This window comes from Pandoraea terrigena, from assembly GCF_902459705.1.
Taxonomy (GTDB): Bacteria; Pseudomonadota; Gammaproteobacteria; order Burkholderiales; family Burkholderiaceae; genus Pandoraea; species Pandoraea terrigena.
In genome coordinates this window covers 746,104-763,091 of the sequence record NZ_CABPRU010000001.1, presented here as the reverse complement: position 1 = coordinate 763,091, position 16,988 = coordinate 746,104, and the positions used below count along the sequence as shown (strand labels likewise).

The following is a 16,988-nucleotide window of genomic DNA, read 5'->3' as shown; positions in this document are numbered from 1 at the left end:
GGCGGGTGGCTGAAGGCGATGGAACGGCAAGCGTAATGGATTTGCGTCGCCGGTTCCACCGCGCGACACACGCCATCGTGTCGCTTGCGCCAGACAGGCGTCGCGCCCCCTCGGGCCGCCCCTCGCTTGACGGCCGACAAGAGAAAGCTTACGCTGTTCTTATAGCGAATATATGTTCGCTATAAGAACATTGTGAACCAGACGATGCCGACTGACAAGACGCCATCGCCGGGAGACACCCAACAAGGGGGCCACGGGCGCGAGTCCGCCAGCCCGATGGAACTGCCCAGGAGGCACGTGTGATCAACAAGATTTACGATTCGCTCGCCAGCGCGGTGGCCGACGTTCACGACGGCGCGACGATCATGATTGGCGGCTTCGGCAACGCCGGAATGCCCTCGGCGCTCATCGACGCCCTGATCGATCAAGGCTCGCGCGAGCTGACCATCGTCAACAACAACGCCGGGAACGGTGAGACCGGCCTCGCCGCCCTGCTTAAGGCCGGGCGCGTGCGCAAGATCATTTGCTCGTTCCCGCGCCAGACCGACTCACAGGTGTTCGACGCGCTCTATCGCGCGGGCAAGATCGAGCTGGAACTGGTGCCGCAGGGCAATCTGGCCGAGCGCATTCGCGCCGCCGGCGCCGGCATCGGCGGATTCTTCACGCCGACCGGCTATGGCACGCTGCTGGCGCAAGGCAAGGAAACCCGCGTCATCGACGGCAAGCCGTATGTGTTCGAGCTGCCGATCCACGCCGACGTCGCGCTCATCAAGGCGCTCAAGGGCGACCGCTGGGGCAACCTCGTGTATCGCAAGACCGCCCGCAACTTCGGCCCGATCATGGCCACGGCGGCGAAGTGCACCATCGTTCAGGTGAATGAAGTCGTCGAGCTTGGCGACCTCGATCCGGAAGCCGTGGTCACACCCGGCATCTTCGTTCAACGTGTCGTCGCGGTGCCTGGCGCCGCACGCGCGTGATCCTCATCTGATTTCGGAGCACGACATGAACCGACTGACCCGCGACCAGATGGCCGCCCGCGTCGCCCAGGACATTCCCGACGGCGCCTATGTGAACCTCGGCATTGGCCTGCCGACCGCTGTCGCCAATCACCTGCCCGCCGAGCGAGAGATCATCCTGCAAAGCGAGAACGGCGTGATCGGCATGGGCCCGGCCCCCGCCAAGGGCGAAGAGGACGAAGACCTCATCAATGCCGGCAAGCAACCCGTCACGCTCAAACCGGGCGGCGCCTACTTCCACCATGCCGATTCGTTCGCAATGATGCGCGGCGGCCACCTCGACTTCTGCGTGCTCGGCGCATTCCAGGTCTCGAAGACGGGCGACCTCGCCAACTGGCACACCGGTGCCCCCGACGCCATTCCGGCCGTGGGCGGCGCGATGGATCTTGCCAGCGGCGCCAAGCAGGTGTTCGTCATGATGGAGCACCAGACCAAGCAGGGCGAGAGCAAAATCGTCGAGCAGTGCACGTATCCGCTCACCGGTGTGGGTTGCGTCACGCGCATCTACACCGACCTGGCCGTGATCGACGTGACGCCCGAGGGCCTGCGCGTCATCGACATGGTCGACGGCCTCACGCTCGACGAACTCCAGCGCGTGACCGGTGTGACCCTGCTGCCCTCACCGGCTATTGCCTGACACCCCCATCGCCGGGACATCGCCAGATGTGACCCGGCGTTTTTTTCATCTGCGAGACTCCCTGCGCGAGTTTCGATTCCGCTGAGGTAGACCCATGAGTGAAGTCTTTATCTGCGACGCGATTCGCACCCCGATCGGCCGCTACGGCGGCGCGCTGTCCTCCGTGCGGGCCGACGACCTCGGCGCCGTTCCCCTCACGGCGCTCATGGCGCGCAACGGCGGCGTGGACTGGACCCAGGTCGACGACGTGATCTTCGGCTGCGCCAACCAGGCCGGGGAAGACAACCGCAACGTCGCGCGCATGTCGTCGCTGCTGGCCGGCCTGCCGCAGGACGTGCCGGGCGCCACGCTGAACCGCCTGTGCGGCTCGGGCATGGACGCCATCGGCACGGCCGCGCGCGCCATCAAGGCGGGCGAAGCCGGTCTGATGATCGCTGGCGGTGTGGAGAGCATGAGCCGTGCGCCGTTCGTGATGGGCAAGGCGGCGAGCGCATTTTCGCGTCAGGCGGCGATTTTCGATACGACCATCGGCTGGCGTTTCGTCAATCCGCTGATGAAGGCGCAGTACGGTGTGGATTCGATGCCCGAGACGGGCGAGAACGTCGCGACCGAGTTCGGCATCAGCCGTGAAGACCAGGACCGCTTCGCGGTGCGTTCGCAGGAAAAGGCGGCACGTGCACAGGCCGACGGTACGTTGGCCCAGGAAATCACGCCGGTGTCCATCGCCCAGAAGAAGGGCGAGGCGATCATCGTCGATCGCGACGAACACCCGCGGGCGACGAGCATGGAAGCGCTCGCCAGACTGAAGGGCGTGGTACGCCCGGATGGCACCGTGACCGCCGGTAACGCTTCTGGCGTCAACGACGGCGCCTGCGCACTGCTGTTGGCAGACGAGGCGAGTGCGGCGCGCTTTGGCCTGACGCCGCGTGCCCGCATTCTGGGCATGGCGACGGCAGGGGTGGCGCCGCGCATCATGGGCATCGGTCCGGCTCCCGCAACGAAAAAACTGCTCGCGCGGCTCGGTATGTCGATCGATCAGTTCGATGTCATCGAACTCAACGAAGCGTTTGCGAGCCAGGGCCTGGCCGTGCTACGTCAGCTCGGCGTGGCCGACGACGACCTGCGCGTCAATCCGAACGGCGGCGCCATTGCGCTGGGCCATCCGCTCGGCATGAGCGGCGCACGTCTGGTGACGACGGCGATGTATCAGCTCAAGCGTACGGGTGGTCGCTTTGCGCTGTGTACGATGTGCATTGGGGTCGGCCAAGGCATCGCTATCGCCATCGAAGCGGTGTAATCGCACCACCGCCCATGTTTCAGGGCCGGGCGTGCGTGCGGGACTGGGTAAGTCCTGCCGCGCCGCGCCGGGGTCCCGCCGGCACGATCGGTGCCGGGCGGGACACGTCTGCCCTCAATCTCCTTCCCGCCTTCCTCTTGTTCGGTTGACCGTTCAGACGGCCTTGGCGACGTCGCGCATGACGGCGTCGAAGAACGTCGCCTGCGCTTGCACTTCGCTGCGGGCGTACGCGCGGTTGATGCCGCTGATCACCGCACGAATCGACGCGGTCGTCAGGTTCGCATCGATCCCCACGCCGAACGCACTGCCCACAAGCGCGTCGCCAGCCATCTCCGCGATGGCGATCGCTCGGGCGTCGGCCCCCTGCGTGAGGGCGCGCTCCTCGTAGTGCTGCACGCGCACCGGGGTGCGCATGGCATGCATCAGGGCGTCGAGCGGACCGTTACCGGTGCCCGAGACAGTCGTGCGCTGACCGCGAATGTCGAGCGTCACGGCGATTTGCTGGCGGCCGTCGCGCTCGGACAGCGTATGACCGACATACGCGAGCGGCTCACTCGACGCCACGTATTCCTTCTGGAACAGTTGCCAGATCTGCGACGCGGTGACTTCGGCCCCCGTCTCGTCGGTGTAGCGTTGCACCGCCGAGCTGAAATCCACCTGCAGGCGACGCGGCATCTGCACGCCGTACGACTGCTCGAGCAGATAAGCGATGCCACCCTTGCCCGACTGGCTGTTCACGCGAATGATCGAGTCGTAAGTGCGGCCGAGATCGCTCGGGTCGATGGGCAGGTACGGCACTTCCCAGATCGTGTCCGGCTTTTGCGCGGCCAAGCCCTTCTTGATCGCGTCCTGGTGCGAGCCGGAGAACGCGGTGAACACCAGATCACCGACATACGGATGGCGCGGATGCACCGGCAACTGCGTGCATTCCTCCGACGTCCGGGCGATGTCGTTGATGTTCGAGAAATCGAGGCCCGGATCCACGCCCTGCGTGTACAGATTCAAACCGAGCGTGACGAGGTCGACGTTACCGGTGCGCTCGCCGTTGCCGAAGAGGCACCCTTCGATGCGGTCGGCCCCGGCCATCACGGCCAGCTCTGCTGCGGCCACGGCCGTGCCTCGGTCGTTATGCGGATGCACGGAGAGAATCAGCGAGTCGCGGCGTGCGAGGTTGCGGTGCATCCATTCGATCTGGTCCGCGTAGTAGTTCGGCGTGCCGATCTCCACCGTGGCCGGCAGGTTGACGATGCACTTGCGCTGCGGCGTGGGTTGCCACACGTCGAACACGGCGTCGCAAACTTCCTTGGCGAACTCGAGTTCGGTGCCGGTGAACGTCTCCGGGCTGTATTGCAGCGTCCATTGCGTGTCCGGCGCGGCGTCGGCACAGCGCTTGATCGTCTTGGCGGCGGCCACGGCGAGCGCCTTCACGCCGGGCTGATCGAGATTGAAGACGATGCGGCGGAATTCGGGGGCGGTTGCGTTATAGAGATGGACGATGGCGCGCGGCGCGCCCTTCAGTGCAGCGAACGTGCGTTCGACGAGGTCGTCGCGGGCCTGCGTGAGCACTTCGATGGTGACGTCGTCGGGAATGTGACCGCCTTCGATCAGCTCGCGCACGAAGTTGAAATCGGTGTCGGACGCCGACGGGAACGCCACCTCGATTTCCTTGAAGCCGATGGCGACGAGCGTCTTGAACATGCGCATCTTGCGCTGGGCGTCCATCGGCTCGAACAAGGCCTGGTTGCCGTCGCGCAGATCGGTGCTCATCCAGATCGGTGCGCGCGTGATGGTGCGGCTGGGCCACTGTCGGTCCGGGATATTGACCGGGGTGAACGGGCGGTACTTCGTGGCAGGGTGCTTCAACATGGCGTAGTCTCGATGGTCGGCAAAAGTGGCAACCGGACGACGCATGAACGCAGATAAGCTACGACCGCCGGTTGGAGGAACCGGGGCTCAGATCGGCGTAACTGGGGAAAATCAGCGGTGCTTCAGAGAAGTCTTCAGACGATGCACGCGCGCAGCAACGGACCAAGCCCGGTGGAGCGGGCTAGTAGTCGTAGCGAGAAGGAGAATTGCGCGGTGATCATGAAGCACATGAAATCACAGATTTTCGGGCGCTGTCAACCATGATGTGTTGCGGCGCGACATTCCCATCGCGGACGGCCACGCGCCGTCGTTGCCATCGCCGCCCCCTCGCCACGGGTCTCGGATGCTTCCATCAGGGCGTGAGCGGCACGGCCGAGGTGCACTTGATTTCATCGAGACAAACACTCGACTTGACGGCACTGACGCCTGGAATCCGCATCAGCGTATCGAGCAGGAACTCGGACAGCGCCTTCAGATCCCGGGCGACGACCTTGAGCACATAGTCGATATCGCCCGTCACGGAAAAGCACTCCTGAATCTGTGCCAGCTCCGCCACCAGCCCCTTGAAGTTGGACAGGTCGCGGATATGACCGCGCTCCATCGTTACGTGGACGAAGGCGACCACGCTGAAGCCGAGCCGCTGCGCGTCGAGCCGCGTGTCGTAGCCCTTGATCACCCCCATCTCCTCGAGCCGCCGATGACGCCGCAGGGTTTGCGCAGGCGAGAGCTTGATCGCGTCAGCCAGTTCAAGATTCGAAATGCGTCCGTTCGACTGCAAAACCCCCAGCAACCGGACGTCGATTCGGTCAATCTCGATTTGATGCACTTTTATCTCTCCTCGGGCAATTATTTAGAAATATTAATGCATAAACTAGGGTTTCCCTAACACCGTTACGAAATCCTATTTTGCGGCTCGGCCCTTACACTGAGCGCGGTAAAACGTCGTAAATGCATGCCATATTCCCAACGTTTCAGGGAATCCGGCGACAACAACGGGCGCGACAGCGTATCCCGACCCGACGGTCGACAAAACACAATTTTGTTGCACGATCCAACATCGCCCCCGGGGTTCAACGTCCAACCACCGCCGGGCCGTGGACGCGTCCAACGAAAGCCGACACCTCACCAATCACCTGACCCAGCCGAGACGATCATGGCCGACCTGTTTGACAACCCGATGCAACTGATGGGCTTCGAATTCGTGGAATTCGCGTCGCCCACCCCGAACGTCCTGGAACCCATTTTCGAGCAGATGGGCTTTACGCTGGTGGCGCGCCACCGCTCGAAGGACGTGGTGCTGTTCCGTCAAGGCGGCATCAATTTCATCGTGAACCGCGAGCCGAACAGCGAAGCCGCCTACTTCGCGGCCGAACACGGCCCCAGCGCCTGCGGCATGGCGTTCCGCGTGAAGGACTCGCACAAAGCCTACGCCCGTGCGCTGGCGCTTGGCGCCCAGCCAGTGGAAATCGAGACCGGCCCGATGGAGCTGCGACTGCCCGCGATCAAGGGCATTGGCGGCGCGCCGCTGTATCTCATCGACCGCTTCGAGGAAGGCAAGTCGATCTATGACATCGACTTCGAATACCTCGAAGGCGTCGAGCGTCATCCGGTGGGCCACGGTCTGCGTCTGATCGATCACCTGACGCACAACGTGTATCGCGGCCGCATGGCGTACTGGGCCAACTTCTACGAGAAGCTGTTCAACTTCCGCGAGATCCGCTACTTCGATATTTCGGGCGAATACACGGGCCTGACGTCCAAGGCCATGACGGCGCCGGATGGTAAAATCCGCATTCCCCTGAACGAGGAATCCGCCAAGGGCAGTGGCCAGATCGAGGAATTCCTGATGGCCTTCAACGGCGAAGGCATCCAGCACATTGCGTTCCTCACCGACAACCTGATCCAGGTGATCGACAACCTGCAAATGGCCGGCGTCGATCTCATGACCGCACCGAACGACTTCTACTACGATGCGCTCGAGACTCGCCTGCCGGGTCATGGCCAGCCCATCGGCGAGCTGAAGTCGCGCGGCATTCTGCTCGACGGCACGACCGAAGGTGGCAAGCCGCGCCTGCTGTTGCAGATCTTCTCGAAGACACTGCTCGGCCCGGTGTTCTTCGAATTCATCCAGCGTGAGGGTGACGACGGCTTCGGCGAAGGCAACTTCAAGGCGCTGTTCGAATCGCTCGAGCGCGATCAGATCGAGCGAGGCACGCTCAAGGTCTGAGTCCGGGGGGAGACACGATCATCGGCGCACGCCGGTGATCCCAAAAGACACGGCGACGGCGTCATGAGCGCCGCGCCGTGGCGGCTCAACGGTTCCGGTTCGTTCGCACAGGACGAAACAGAGAAGCGCGCCGCATGGCAACGAAGGTAGGGTAAGGAACAGACATGTCCGCCAACGCACCACAAGAAGGCTCGCTCCACCGCGGCCTGAAGAATCGTCACATTCAGTTGATCGCGCTGGGTGGCGCGATCGGCACCGGCCTCTTTCTTGGCATCGCCCAAACCATCAAGACCGCCGGTCCGTCAGTCCTGCTGGGCTACGCCATTGCCGGGGTCGTCGCGTTTTTCATCATGCGACAGCTCGGGGAAATGGTCGTCGACGAGCCTGTCGCCGGCTCGTTCAGCTACTTTGCCAACAAGTATTGCGGCCAGTTCGCGGGCTTCGTGTCCGGCTGGAACTACTGGGTGCTCTACGTGCTGGTCTCGATGGCCGAACTCTCGGCCGTGGGCATCTACGTCCAGTACTGGTGGCCGGCCATCCCCACGTGGGTCTCGGCCCTCGTGTGCTTCGGCATCATCAACGCCATCAACCTTTCGAGCGTGAAGTCGTATGGCGAGATGGAGTTCTGGTTCTCCATCATCAAGGTCGCCGCCATCGTCGGCATGATCGGGTTCGGCGGCTATCTGTTGTTCTCTGGCAAGGCTGGCCCCGAAGCCAGCGTGACCAACCTGTGGCGGCACGGCGGCTTCTTCCCGAACGGCGTGTCGGGCCTCGTCATGGCAATGGCCGTCATCATGTTCTCCTTCGGGGGACTGGAACTGGTCGGCATTACGGCGGCGGAAGCGGACAACCCGTCGCGCAGCATCCCGCGCGCGACCAACCAGGTCATCTACCGCATTCTGATCTTCTACGTTGGCGCGCTCGGCGTGCTGCTCTCGCTGTACCCGTGGGAGAAGGTCGTATCCGGCGGCAGCCCGTTCGTGCTGATCTTCCACGCTCTGAACAGCAATGTCGTCGCCAACGTGCTCAACGCGGTGGTGCTGACCGCGGCGCTGTCGGTCTACAACAGCTGCGTGTACTGCAACAGCCGCATGCTCTACGGTCTGGCCGGTCAGGGCAACGCGCCGCGCGCGCTGCTCAAGGTGAACCGTCGTGGCATTCCGCTTCTGGCGCTTGGCGTCTCGGCCGCAGCGACCGCCGTGTGCGTGGTGATCAACTACTTCATGCCGGGCAAGGCGTTCGAATTGCTGATGGGGCTGGTCGTATCGGCACTCATCATCAACTGGGCAATGATCAGCGTGATCCATCTGGCCTTCCGTCGTGCCAAGGCGCGCGCAGGCGAGACAACGCTGTTCAAGAGCCTTGGCTACCCGCTCACGAACTACCTTTGCCTGGCGTTCCTCGGCGGCATCCTGGTGGTGATGTACCTGATCCCGGACCTGCGCATTTCGGTCTACCTGATCCCGGTGTGGCTGGTCGTGCTGGGCATCGGCTACCGCGTACGTCAGAAGAAAAGCCGCGTAGCCCAAATTCCGGCGACCGCGGCACGCTGAGCGCACCGCCCCAAGGCTGACGGGCACCGGCAGCCGCCGCCCCTCGGGCGCCAACCGCCCAGGGGGCATACCCGGCGATACCTCACTAGCGGTATCATCAACCGTTTGGCGCCGTCGGGACTGCCGGAATCGCCCGGACGGTCCGGACGATCCGGCGCCCCTGAGCCCGCACGACCGACTTTCTCTCGTTTTTCCAGGAACCGCCATGTTCGAACATATCGATGCCTATCCCGGTGACCCGATCCTCTCGCTCAACGAGAACTTCGCAAAGGACCCGCGCACCAACAAGGTCAACCTGAGCATCGGCATCTATTACGACGACGCTGGCCGCCTGCCGGTCATGCAGGCCGTGCGTGAGGCCGAAGCGCAACTGCTTGGTGAAATCGGCCCGACGCCGTACCTGCCGATGGCGGGCCTGGCCGCTTATCGCGACGTCGTGCAAGCGCTCGTGTTCGGCGACGATTCGCCGGCGCGCGCCGACGGTCGCATTGCCACGGTGCAGACGCTCGGCGGCTCGGGCGCCCTCAAGGTCGGCGCCGACTTCATCAAGCGCTACTTCCCTGGCGCGCAGGTGTGGGTGAGCGATCCCACGTGGGACAACCATCGCTTCATCTTCGAGCGTGCCGGTTTCACCGTGAATACGTACCCGTATTACGATGAAGCCACCGGCGGCCTGCGCTTCGACGCGATGGTCGACGCCATCGACAAGCTGCCTGCGCATAGCGTGGTGCTGCTGCACGCGTGCTGTCACAACCCGACCGGCGTCGATCTGAACGACGCGCAGTGGGTGCAATTGATCGACGTGCTCAAGAAGCGCGAGTTGCTGCCCTTTGTCGACATGGCATATCAAGGCTTCGGCTCCGGTCTGGACGCCGACGCGTTCGTGATCCGCGAACTGGCGCGTCAGGGCGTGCCAGCCTTCGTCGCCAACTCGTTCTCGAAGAACTTCTCGCTGTACGGCGAGCGTTGCGGCGGCCTGTCGGTCATCTGCGAGTCGGCGGAAGCGGCCGAGCGCGTGCTCGGTCAGCTCACGAGCGCAGTGCGTTCAAACTACAGCAACCCGCCGACGCACGGCGCGAAGATCGTGGCCAAGGTGTTGAGCACGCCGGCACTGCGCAAGTCGTGGGAAACCGAACTCATGGCGATGTGCCAGCGCATTACGCGCATGCGTGGCGCGATTCACGACGGCCTGCGCGGGCGCGTCCCCGAGACGATGCTCGCGCGCTACCTCGAGCAGCGCGGCATGTTCACGTACACGGGGCTGTCGGCGGCCCAGGTCGATGTGCTGCGTGAAACCCACGGCGTCTATCTGATCCGCTCGGGCCGTATGTGTGTGGCTGGCCTCAACGAGAAGAACGTGGCGGTGGTGGCCGACAGCATCGCCAAGGTGCTGAGCCAGGGCTGAGCGTCGCCCGGGACCGGACGCCCCACGAAAAAGGGACGGCGCGTGCCGTCCCTTTTGCATTGTGCATTGCGCCGCAGGTACGCCGCGGCTGTCTCGCCCCAATCACTTCGAAGGACTCGCCAGCACGTCTGCGCACTTGGCGTTATATTGGCATTCCCGCGGCGCAGCGAGCCGCTTCCTCACGAACACATCGATCCCCATGTCCGATCTGTCCGCCGATTTGTCCCCGTTCCCCATCACCCGCAAGTGGCCGGCTGCGCATCCCGAGCGTCTGCAGCTGTATTCACTGCCCACGCCCAACGGCGTGAAGGTGTCGATCATGCTCGAAGAAATCGGGCTGCCCTACGAAGTGCACCTGGTGAGTTTCCAGACCGACGACCAGCTCTCGCCGGCGTTCGTGTCGCTCAATCCGAACAACAAGATTCCCGCGATCCTCGATCCGAATGGCCCCAACGGCAAGCCGATGCCGTTGTTCGAGTCGGGCGCGATTCTCTGGTACCTCGCCGAGAAGACCGGCAAGCTGCTGCCCGCCGATCCGGCCGCGCGGTACGAAACGCTGCAGTGGGTCATGTTCCAGATGGGCGGCGTGGGGCCGATGTTCGGCCAGGTCGGTTTCTTCCACAAGTTCGCGGGCAAGGACTTCGAGGACAAGCGTCCGCGCGACCGGTACGTGAACGAAGCGAAGCGCCTGCTTGCCGTGCTCGACGCCCGTCTGGCGACGCACGCCTGGATCGTGGGTGACGAATACACGATCGCCGACATCGCCACGTTCCCGTGGATTCGAAACCTCGTCGGCTTCTACGAAGCGGCCGATCTGGTCGAGTTCCACCAGTTCAAGCACGTGCAACGCGCGCTCGACGCGTTCGTCGCGCGTCCTGCCGTGATTCGCGGGCTCGACATTCCGAAGCGCGCTGCCTGAGCGAGCAAAGCAGGCCGGGGCATCGACGTGATGACCGACCTGTGGACGCGGCGCGAGTCGTCGCGCCACCGTCGGACGTCAGGCCGATTGATTGAAACGCGCCGCCTCCTCCGACCCGCCCGTGGCATTTCCCGCACTGTACGAATGGGCGCCCACCCCGGCCAGCCGGCCGCCCTGCACGATCAGGTACGCATCGCGGATCGGGCGGTTCTCGAAATAGCACTCGAGAATTTCGCGCGTTCCCGCGGCGTAGCGTGCTTGTGCAGAGAGGCTCGTGCCCGAGATGTGCGGCGTCATGCCGTGGTGCGGCATGCGACGCCACGGATGATCGGCCGGCGCCGGTTGCGGGAACCACACGTCACCGCCATAACCGGCAAGTTGCCCGCTCTCCAGCGCGGCCGCCACGGCGTCGCGATCGCAAAGCTTGCCGCGCGCGGTATTGATCAGATACGCGCCGCGCTTGAAGTGCTTCAGGCTATCGGCGTTGATCATATGCTCCGTTTCCGGGTGCAGCGGGCAGTTCAACGTCACCACGTCGCAAACCTTCGCGAGGCTCTCGAGGCTCGCGTGGTGCGTGAGGTTCAGCTCCTTCTCGACGGACGCCGGCAGACGATGACGATCGAGATAGTGCAGATGCGTGCCGAACGGCTTCATCAGGCGCAACACCCGCAGGCCGATCCGCCCGGCGGCAACCGTTCCCACGTGCATGCCTTCAAGATCGTACGAACGCGACACGCAATCGGCAATGTTCCAGCCGCCCTTGAGCACCCATTGGTACGACGGCAGGTAGTTACGCACGAGCGCGAGCGTCGTCATCATGACGTGCTCGGCCACGCTGTTGCTGTTGCAGTACGTCACTTCCGCGACCGTGATGCCGTGCGCCATGGCGGCCTGCAAATCCGTATGGTCCGAGCCAATGCCGGCGGTCACGATCATCTTCAGCTTCTTTGCGCGCTTGATGCGTTCGGCCGTCATGTAGGCGGGCCAGAACGGTTGCGAGATCACGATTTCGGCGTCCGACAGTTCGCGATCGAGCACACTGTTCTCGCCGTCCTTGCTCGAGGTCACCACGAGCTGATGGCCGTTCGACTCAAGATACCGGCGAAGGCCCAGTTCGCCCGACACGCTGCCGAGCAGCGCCCCCGGCGCGAAGTCGATGCCGCGCGGCGTCGGCAAGGACTGGCCATCGGGGTAGCACTCGATCGCAGGCAGATCGTCGCGGGCGTAGGTCTTGGGGTATCCGGTCACGGGGTCGTCGTACAGTACACACACAATCTTGGCCATGATGTCTCGCTCCTGAAAGGTCATGGGTAAGCGGTCTGCATTGGCGACGTGTGATGGCGTCGCTGCATTGAGGCCAATGATCGGTGCCTGTGGCACGCCTGGAAAATCGTTCTGGCCGATCGATTGATCGGCCAGACCTATCAGATGCAGCGCAGTGGCAAGGGCGGAGCGCCATCAGGCCGGCAACAGTGCATCCACCCTGGCCTGCAGATTCACCGAGCGGAACGCGGCAATGGCCGCCTCGAGCAGGGGTGGACGCGGCTGACGCTCGCGCAGGATCAGCCCGATCTCGCGGTGCAACGCGGGCTGCAACGGCACGGCGTGCAGTTCGTCGCGCATCTCCGCGAGGCACAGCACGCTGTGCGGCACGATGCTGAAGAGGCTCGCGCATCGCACGTGCGCATACAGCGCCATGAGCGAATCCGTCTCCACGCGCGGCGACGCCGACGTGCCCGCACGTGCCAGCGCCGCGTCGATACCCTGTCGGCATTGCATATTGCCCGTGAGCAGGCACAACGGCAGCTTTGCTGCCTCATGCCATGACAGCGACGCGCGTCCGGCCAGCGCCGATTCGTCGCGGGCAATCAATACGTAGCGCTCGCGGAACAAGGGGACGGTTTCGAACTCGCGCAGACGCGGATCGTCGAGATAGCTCAATCCGACATCCAGATCGAGTTCAGAGAGCTGTCGCAGCGCCTGCGTCGCCGAAAGCGTGTAGACCTCGTGACGCATGCCAGGGTACTCGCGCAGGCAGGCGTCGGTGAGCAGCGGCACGAGCGGCAATGCGGTGGGAATCGCACCGATGCGCAGACATCCCGTAACTTCGCGCCGGCTGGCGCTCGCCTCCTGCCGCAATCCCTCACAATCGGCCAGCACCTGACGCGCCCACGCGAGCACGCGCTCCCCTTCCGGGGTGAAGCCTTCGAAGCGACGTCCGCGTCGCACGATCGGCAGGCCGAACTCTTCTTCGATACTTCGGATTGCGCCGGATAGCGTCGGCTGCGACACGTTGCACAACGCCGCCGCGCGCCGGAAGTGCTGCGCCTGCGACAGCGCCACGAGATAACTCAACTGCCGAATGAACATGGCTCGCGTCTCCCCCGATGTTGCGGCAGACACCTGCGTCACCGCTATATACGAATGAATATAACGCATGCCATGACCCACCGGTCATCAGGATGTTGCATAACTGTTATGGAAAATCCGCCCGGCGGACACCGGGCCGAGCGCCCCTTCGCAGCCGTTGGATCGCCGCTTATTGGGCGACTGCGGAAGCCGGCGCGGCTGGATTGGACGTTGCCGGGGGAATGATCGGCGTCGGCATCAGCGGCCGGCCCGACGGTGACGGCGTGCCGCCCACCGAACCGGATGGCGTGGCAACCCCGTTCGACGACGCCCCGCCCGGACCATTCCACTCCCCCGGCACACCCGGAATCGTGGTGCCATGCGGCGCGCTCGCGGGCGATCCCGACTCGGGCTGCGCCAGCACGGCGGATGCGACCGGCACCGGCAACGGCCCGCTATCGCTCGCGACGGCGGGGGCGGCGGTCTCACGTGCGGGCGTAGGCGCCGTTGCCGCCGCGCGCTTCACCGGCGCTTTCCCCTTGTGCGCCGGTTCGGGGGTCTTCGCGAAAAGCCCCGTCACCCAGTCCGAGGCACGCGTCCACCACTCGCTGTACCAATGGTGATTATCCGGCGCTTCGAACTTTGCATTCCCATCGATCACCTTCGCCCGCAACGCCCTCGAGAACACATCGCCGACGATCGGCAACGCACTATGCGCGCCCTGCCCCCAGTAATCGCTGCGCAGCGTCACGCGACTGTCGTTGAAGCCGACCCACGCCCCCGCCACCAACTGCGGCTGCATGAGAATGAACCAGCCGTCCGCGTTGTCTTGCGTCGTGCCTGTCTTGCCCGCCACATCGGCGCGAATGCCGAAGCGCGTGCGAATCGCATTGCCCGTGCCGCGATCGATGACACTGCGCAGGGTATCGAGCAAGGTGTAGTCGTCATTCACGGAGAGCGCCCGCTCGGCGCGTGCCGGTGAGAACGTGGCGAGCACATCGCCCGCGCTGTTCGTGATCTCCGTGACCATCGTCGGTTCGCGATACTCGCCGCCATCCGCGATGGTGCCGTACGCGACCACCATCTCCTTGAGCGAGACGGGGCTCGTGCCCAGCGCCAGCGACGGCACCGGATCGAGCTTGCTCTCGCGCACGCCCATCGCCCGCGCCAGTCCGGCCACTCGCGACGGCCCTACGTCCTGCATCAGTTGTGCCGTGACGGTGTTGCGCGATTGCGCGAGCGCGTCGCGCAACGTCATGGGCTTGTTGGTCGGCGCGGTGTCGTCGCTCGGTCGCCAGATCTCGCCGCCCGCGAGCGGAATTTCAACGACCTGGTCGACGATGGTGTCGTCGGGCGTCCTGCCCTTGGCGAAGGCCGCACCGTACACGAACGCCTTGAACGTCGATCCAGGCTGACGGCGCGCCTGCTGAACGTGATCGAACGGATCGGTCGTAAAGTCGCGGCTGCCGACCCACGCGCGAATTTCCCCCGTGCGCGGATCGATCGCGAGAAAACCGGCTTGCACCCGGGTCTTCGTCTCGCGCAGGTTCCGCATGAACGTCTTGTCGGCGAGCAGGCGCTTCATGGCCGCTTCGGGCGCCTCTCCCCCCGCCACCGCATTGCGATACTCGGCCGATTCGCGCACGAATGCGTGCACCAGCGGCGCACTGTCACGCCAGCCACCGCGCGCCGACCAGTTCGCGTCGGCAATACCCTGCAACTGATTGGCCTGACGCGTGAGCGCCTGCGTCGCCATGGTCTGCAAGCGAGAGTCGATGGTGGTGTGCACCACGAGGCCGTCGGAATAAATGTTGTAGTCATGACGATCGGCCCAGCCGATCAGCCACTTGCGCAATTGCTGGGCAAAGTGCGGTGCCGGCCCCGGCTCCTCGGTCTGTCGCTCGAAGTCGATGCGCAGCGGACGCTTCTGCAATGCGGCGAGCTTCGACGCGTCGAGTCCCCCGAACTTGACCATCTGGGCGAGCACGGTATTGCGACGTTGCAGCGCACGCTCGGGGTTGATCACCGGGTTGTAATAACTGTTGCCCTTGAGCATGCCGACGAGCGTGGCAGCCTCGAGCAAATCGAGCTGATCGGCCGACTTGTCGAAGTACGTGCGCGCGGCCATCTCGATACCGTACGCGTTGTACAGGAACGGCACGGTGTTCAGGTACGTCTCGAGAATCTCGGGCTTCGTGTAGACGGCTTCGATCTTCAGCGCGGTGATCGCTTCCTTGAGCTTGCGGGTGAGCGTGGGCGCGCGGCCGATCTCGTCCGGATAGAGGTTGCGGGCGAGTTGCTGCGTGAGGGTCGATCCCCCCTGCCGGTCACCGGAGAACGTGTGCAGCGCCGCCGATGCCGTGCGCTTCAGGTCGATGCCGTGATGCTCGTAAAAGCGATGGTCTTCCGTCGCGACCAGCGCCCTGACGACATTTGGCGACACGTCTTTCAGCGGCACCCATTCCCGGTTCGCCGGCCGGAACTCGGCGAGCAGCCGGCCGTCGGCCGACAGCACCTGCGCTGGCTGGTCGATCCTGGCGCGCCGAATGTCACGAATGCTCGGCGTGAACGGAATCAGGATCAGTGTGTAGGCGATGAGCAGGCACGGCGGCGCCGCCATGGCGATGAGTACGCCCCGGCGCGTGGGATGGCGCACGTGATACCACGCGCGCGCCGCATACGGCTGCAGAGGTTGCAAGAGGCGCTGGCCATGCCGACCCGTTTGGGCGATGGCATGTAACAGCGACGAAAACAGCGACGAAATCGGGCGCTTCACGATGGGGGAAAGCGTGGCAAAGTCCGCATCCTACCAAAACCGGCGGGCGGCCCCGGCAACCTCAAGGGACAATCGGCGCCGGGGAGTCCGGTTCGAGCTTGCGCCACACGAAACCGATGTGCTCGCGCATGATACGGCGCGCCGCCTCCGGCTGGCGGGTGCGGATGGCCTCCCAGAGCGCGAGGTGATGGGCGAGGATGGTCTCCGATGCCTGCTCGCGCAACTCGAACAGCCCCGAGTTATTGAGCGTGATGTGTTCGTGGAGCATCTTGACGACGCTGCCTTGCAGGTGCCGGAGCATGGCGTTGTGGGACGCGTTGGCGAGCGCCGTATGAAAGTCGCCGTCGAGTCGCGACTCGCGCACAGTGTCGCCGCGCTCGTGCGCCTCGACCAGCCCATCGACCAGTTCGGCCAGGCGCGCAAGGTCTTCATCGGTCGCCCGCACAGCGGCCAGATAGGCCGTGGTGCCCTCCAGCATCAGGCGAAATTCGAGCATGTCCGGACGCAACTCCGGATGATCGCTCACGAGTTGCCGCCACGGCGAAATCAACCCCGTCTGCAAACGATCCGAGACATACACCCCCGAGGCGGCCCGCGTCTTGAGCAGGCCGCGGGCGACAAGGCGCTGAAGCGCCGCGCGCACCGTCGAGCGTGCCACGCCCAGCGATAGCGCCAACGCACGCTCGGAAGGAATGCGCTCGCCTGGCGCCCACACGCCTTCGATCAAACGGGTCTCGAGTTCGCGCGTGATGCGCTCGGTCAGATTGGGACCGCCCACGGTGACGTCTCCTGCGAAATGTCGAATGCGTGCGTCGATGACGACGCTGGGCTCACTTTGCGACACACGAGCGCTTCGATCCCTTGGCGTGCGCCATTGACGCATGTTTGGGCTGTGCCGCGATTCTGCCCTGCCAGCCCCCATTCACGACAACTGGTACGACCA

Annotated in this window: 13 protein-coding genes; 7 read left to right on the top strand and 6 right to left on the bottom strand. The window is 64.4% G+C overall.

The annotated features are described in order from the left end of the window. Positions 1–299 precede the first annotated feature (299 nt). The 3 genes from PTE31013_RS03500 (at position 300) to pcaF (ending at position 2,950) form a co-directional block, all read left to right on the top strand. A complete protein-coding gene (locus PTE31013_RS03500; RefSeq protein ID WP_150611407.1) occupies positions 300–977 on the top strand; it encodes a 3-oxoacid CoA-transferase subunit A in 678 nt (225 codons plus the stop codon). Positions 978–1,002: 25 nt separating this feature from the next. Then, positions 1,003–1,653 (top strand): CoA transferase subunit B, encoded by a 651-nt coding sequence (locus PTE31013_RS03495; RefSeq protein WP_150611406.1) that lies wholly within the window; start codon positions 1,003–1,005, stop codon positions 1,651–1,653. Between the two features lie 94 nt (positions 1,654–1,747). Next, the gene (pcaF, locus tag PTE31013_RS03490; protein WP_150611405.1) at positions 1,748–2,950 is read left to right on the top strand and encodes a 3-oxoadipyl-CoA thiolase; all 1,203 of its coding nucleotides are present in this window, start codon (positions 1,748–1,750) and stop codon (positions 2,948–2,950) included. Between the two features lie 153 nt (positions 2,951–3,103). Here pcaF and leuA read toward each other — a convergent pair whose 3' ends face one another. Further along, the gene (leuA, locus tag PTE31013_RS03485) at positions 3,104–4,816 is read right to left on the bottom strand and encodes a 2-isopropylmalate synthase (protein ID WP_150611404.1); all 1,713 of its coding nucleotides are present in this window, start codon (positions 4,814–4,816) and stop codon (positions 3,104–3,106) included. Between the two features lie 352 nt (positions 4,817–5,168). Then, complete coding sequence (locus PTE31013_RS03480) at positions 5,169–5,642, bottom strand: Lrp/AsnC family transcriptional regulator (protein ID WP_150611403.1); 474 nt, start codon at positions 5,640–5,642, stop codon at positions 5,169–5,171. Positions 5,643–5,969: 327 nt separating this feature from the next. On the opposite strand from PTE31013_RS03480, the gene hppD reads away from it, so the two are divergent. The 4 genes from hppD (at position 5,970) to PTE31013_RS03460 (ending at position 10,920) form a co-directional block, all read left to right on the top strand. Next, entirely contained in the window at positions 5,970–7,043 is a 1,074-nt protein-coding gene (gene hppD, locus PTE31013_RS03475) for a 4-hydroxyphenylpyruvate dioxygenase (RefSeq protein ID WP_150611402.1), read from the top strand. A gap of 164 nt (positions 7,044–7,207) precedes the next feature. Next, entirely contained in the window at positions 7,208–8,596 is a 1,389-nt protein-coding gene (locus tag PTE31013_RS03470; protein WP_150611401.1) for an amino acid permease, read from the top strand. A 205-nt stretch (positions 8,597–8,801) separates the two neighbouring features. Beyond that, on the top strand, positions 8,802–10,001 hold the full coding sequence (locus PTE31013_RS03465; protein WP_150611400.1) for an amino acid aminotransferase: 1,200 nt from the start codon (positions 8,802–8,804) through the stop codon (positions 9,999–10,001). 199 nt (positions 10,002–10,200) lie between these two features. Next, positions 10,201–10,920, top strand: a complete 720-nt coding sequence (locus tag PTE31013_RS03460) for a glutathione binding-like protein (RefSeq protein ID WP_150611399.1) — start codon at positions 10,201–10,203, stop codon at positions 10,918–10,920. Positions 10,921–10,998: 78 nt separating this feature from the next. On the opposite strand, the gene PTE31013_RS03455 is transcribed toward PTE31013_RS03460, so the two are convergent. The 4 genes from PTE31013_RS03455 to PTE31013_RS03440 all read right to left on the bottom strand — a co-directional run bounded on the left by PTE31013_RS03455 (position 10,999) and on the right by PTE31013_RS03440 (position 16,823). Continuing rightward, positions 10,999–12,204 carry an NAD-dependent formate dehydrogenase gene (locus PTE31013_RS03455; protein ID WP_150611398.1) on the bottom strand — a complete coding sequence of 402 codons (1,206 nt, stop codon included), beginning with the start codon at positions 12,202–12,204 and terminating at the stop codon, positions 10,999–11,001. 174 nt (positions 12,205–12,378) lie between these two features. Next, positions 12,379–13,290 carry a LysR family transcriptional regulator gene (locus PTE31013_RS03450; RefSeq protein WP_150611397.1) on the bottom strand — a complete coding sequence of 304 codons (912 nt, stop codon included), beginning with the start codon at positions 13,288–13,290 and terminating at the stop codon, positions 12,379–12,381. A gap of 169 nt (positions 13,291–13,459) precedes the next feature. Beyond that, entirely contained in the window at positions 13,460–16,000 is a 2,541-nt protein-coding gene (locus PTE31013_RS03445; protein ID WP_425495534.1) for a penicillin-binding protein 1A, read from the bottom strand. Positions 16,001–16,106: 106 nt separating this feature from the next. After that, a complete protein-coding gene (locus PTE31013_RS03440; protein ID WP_150611396.1) occupies positions 16,107–16,823 on the bottom strand; it encodes a FadR/GntR family transcriptional regulator in 717 nt (238 codons plus the stop codon). Between the last annotated feature and the right edge of the window lie 165 nt (positions 16,824–16,988).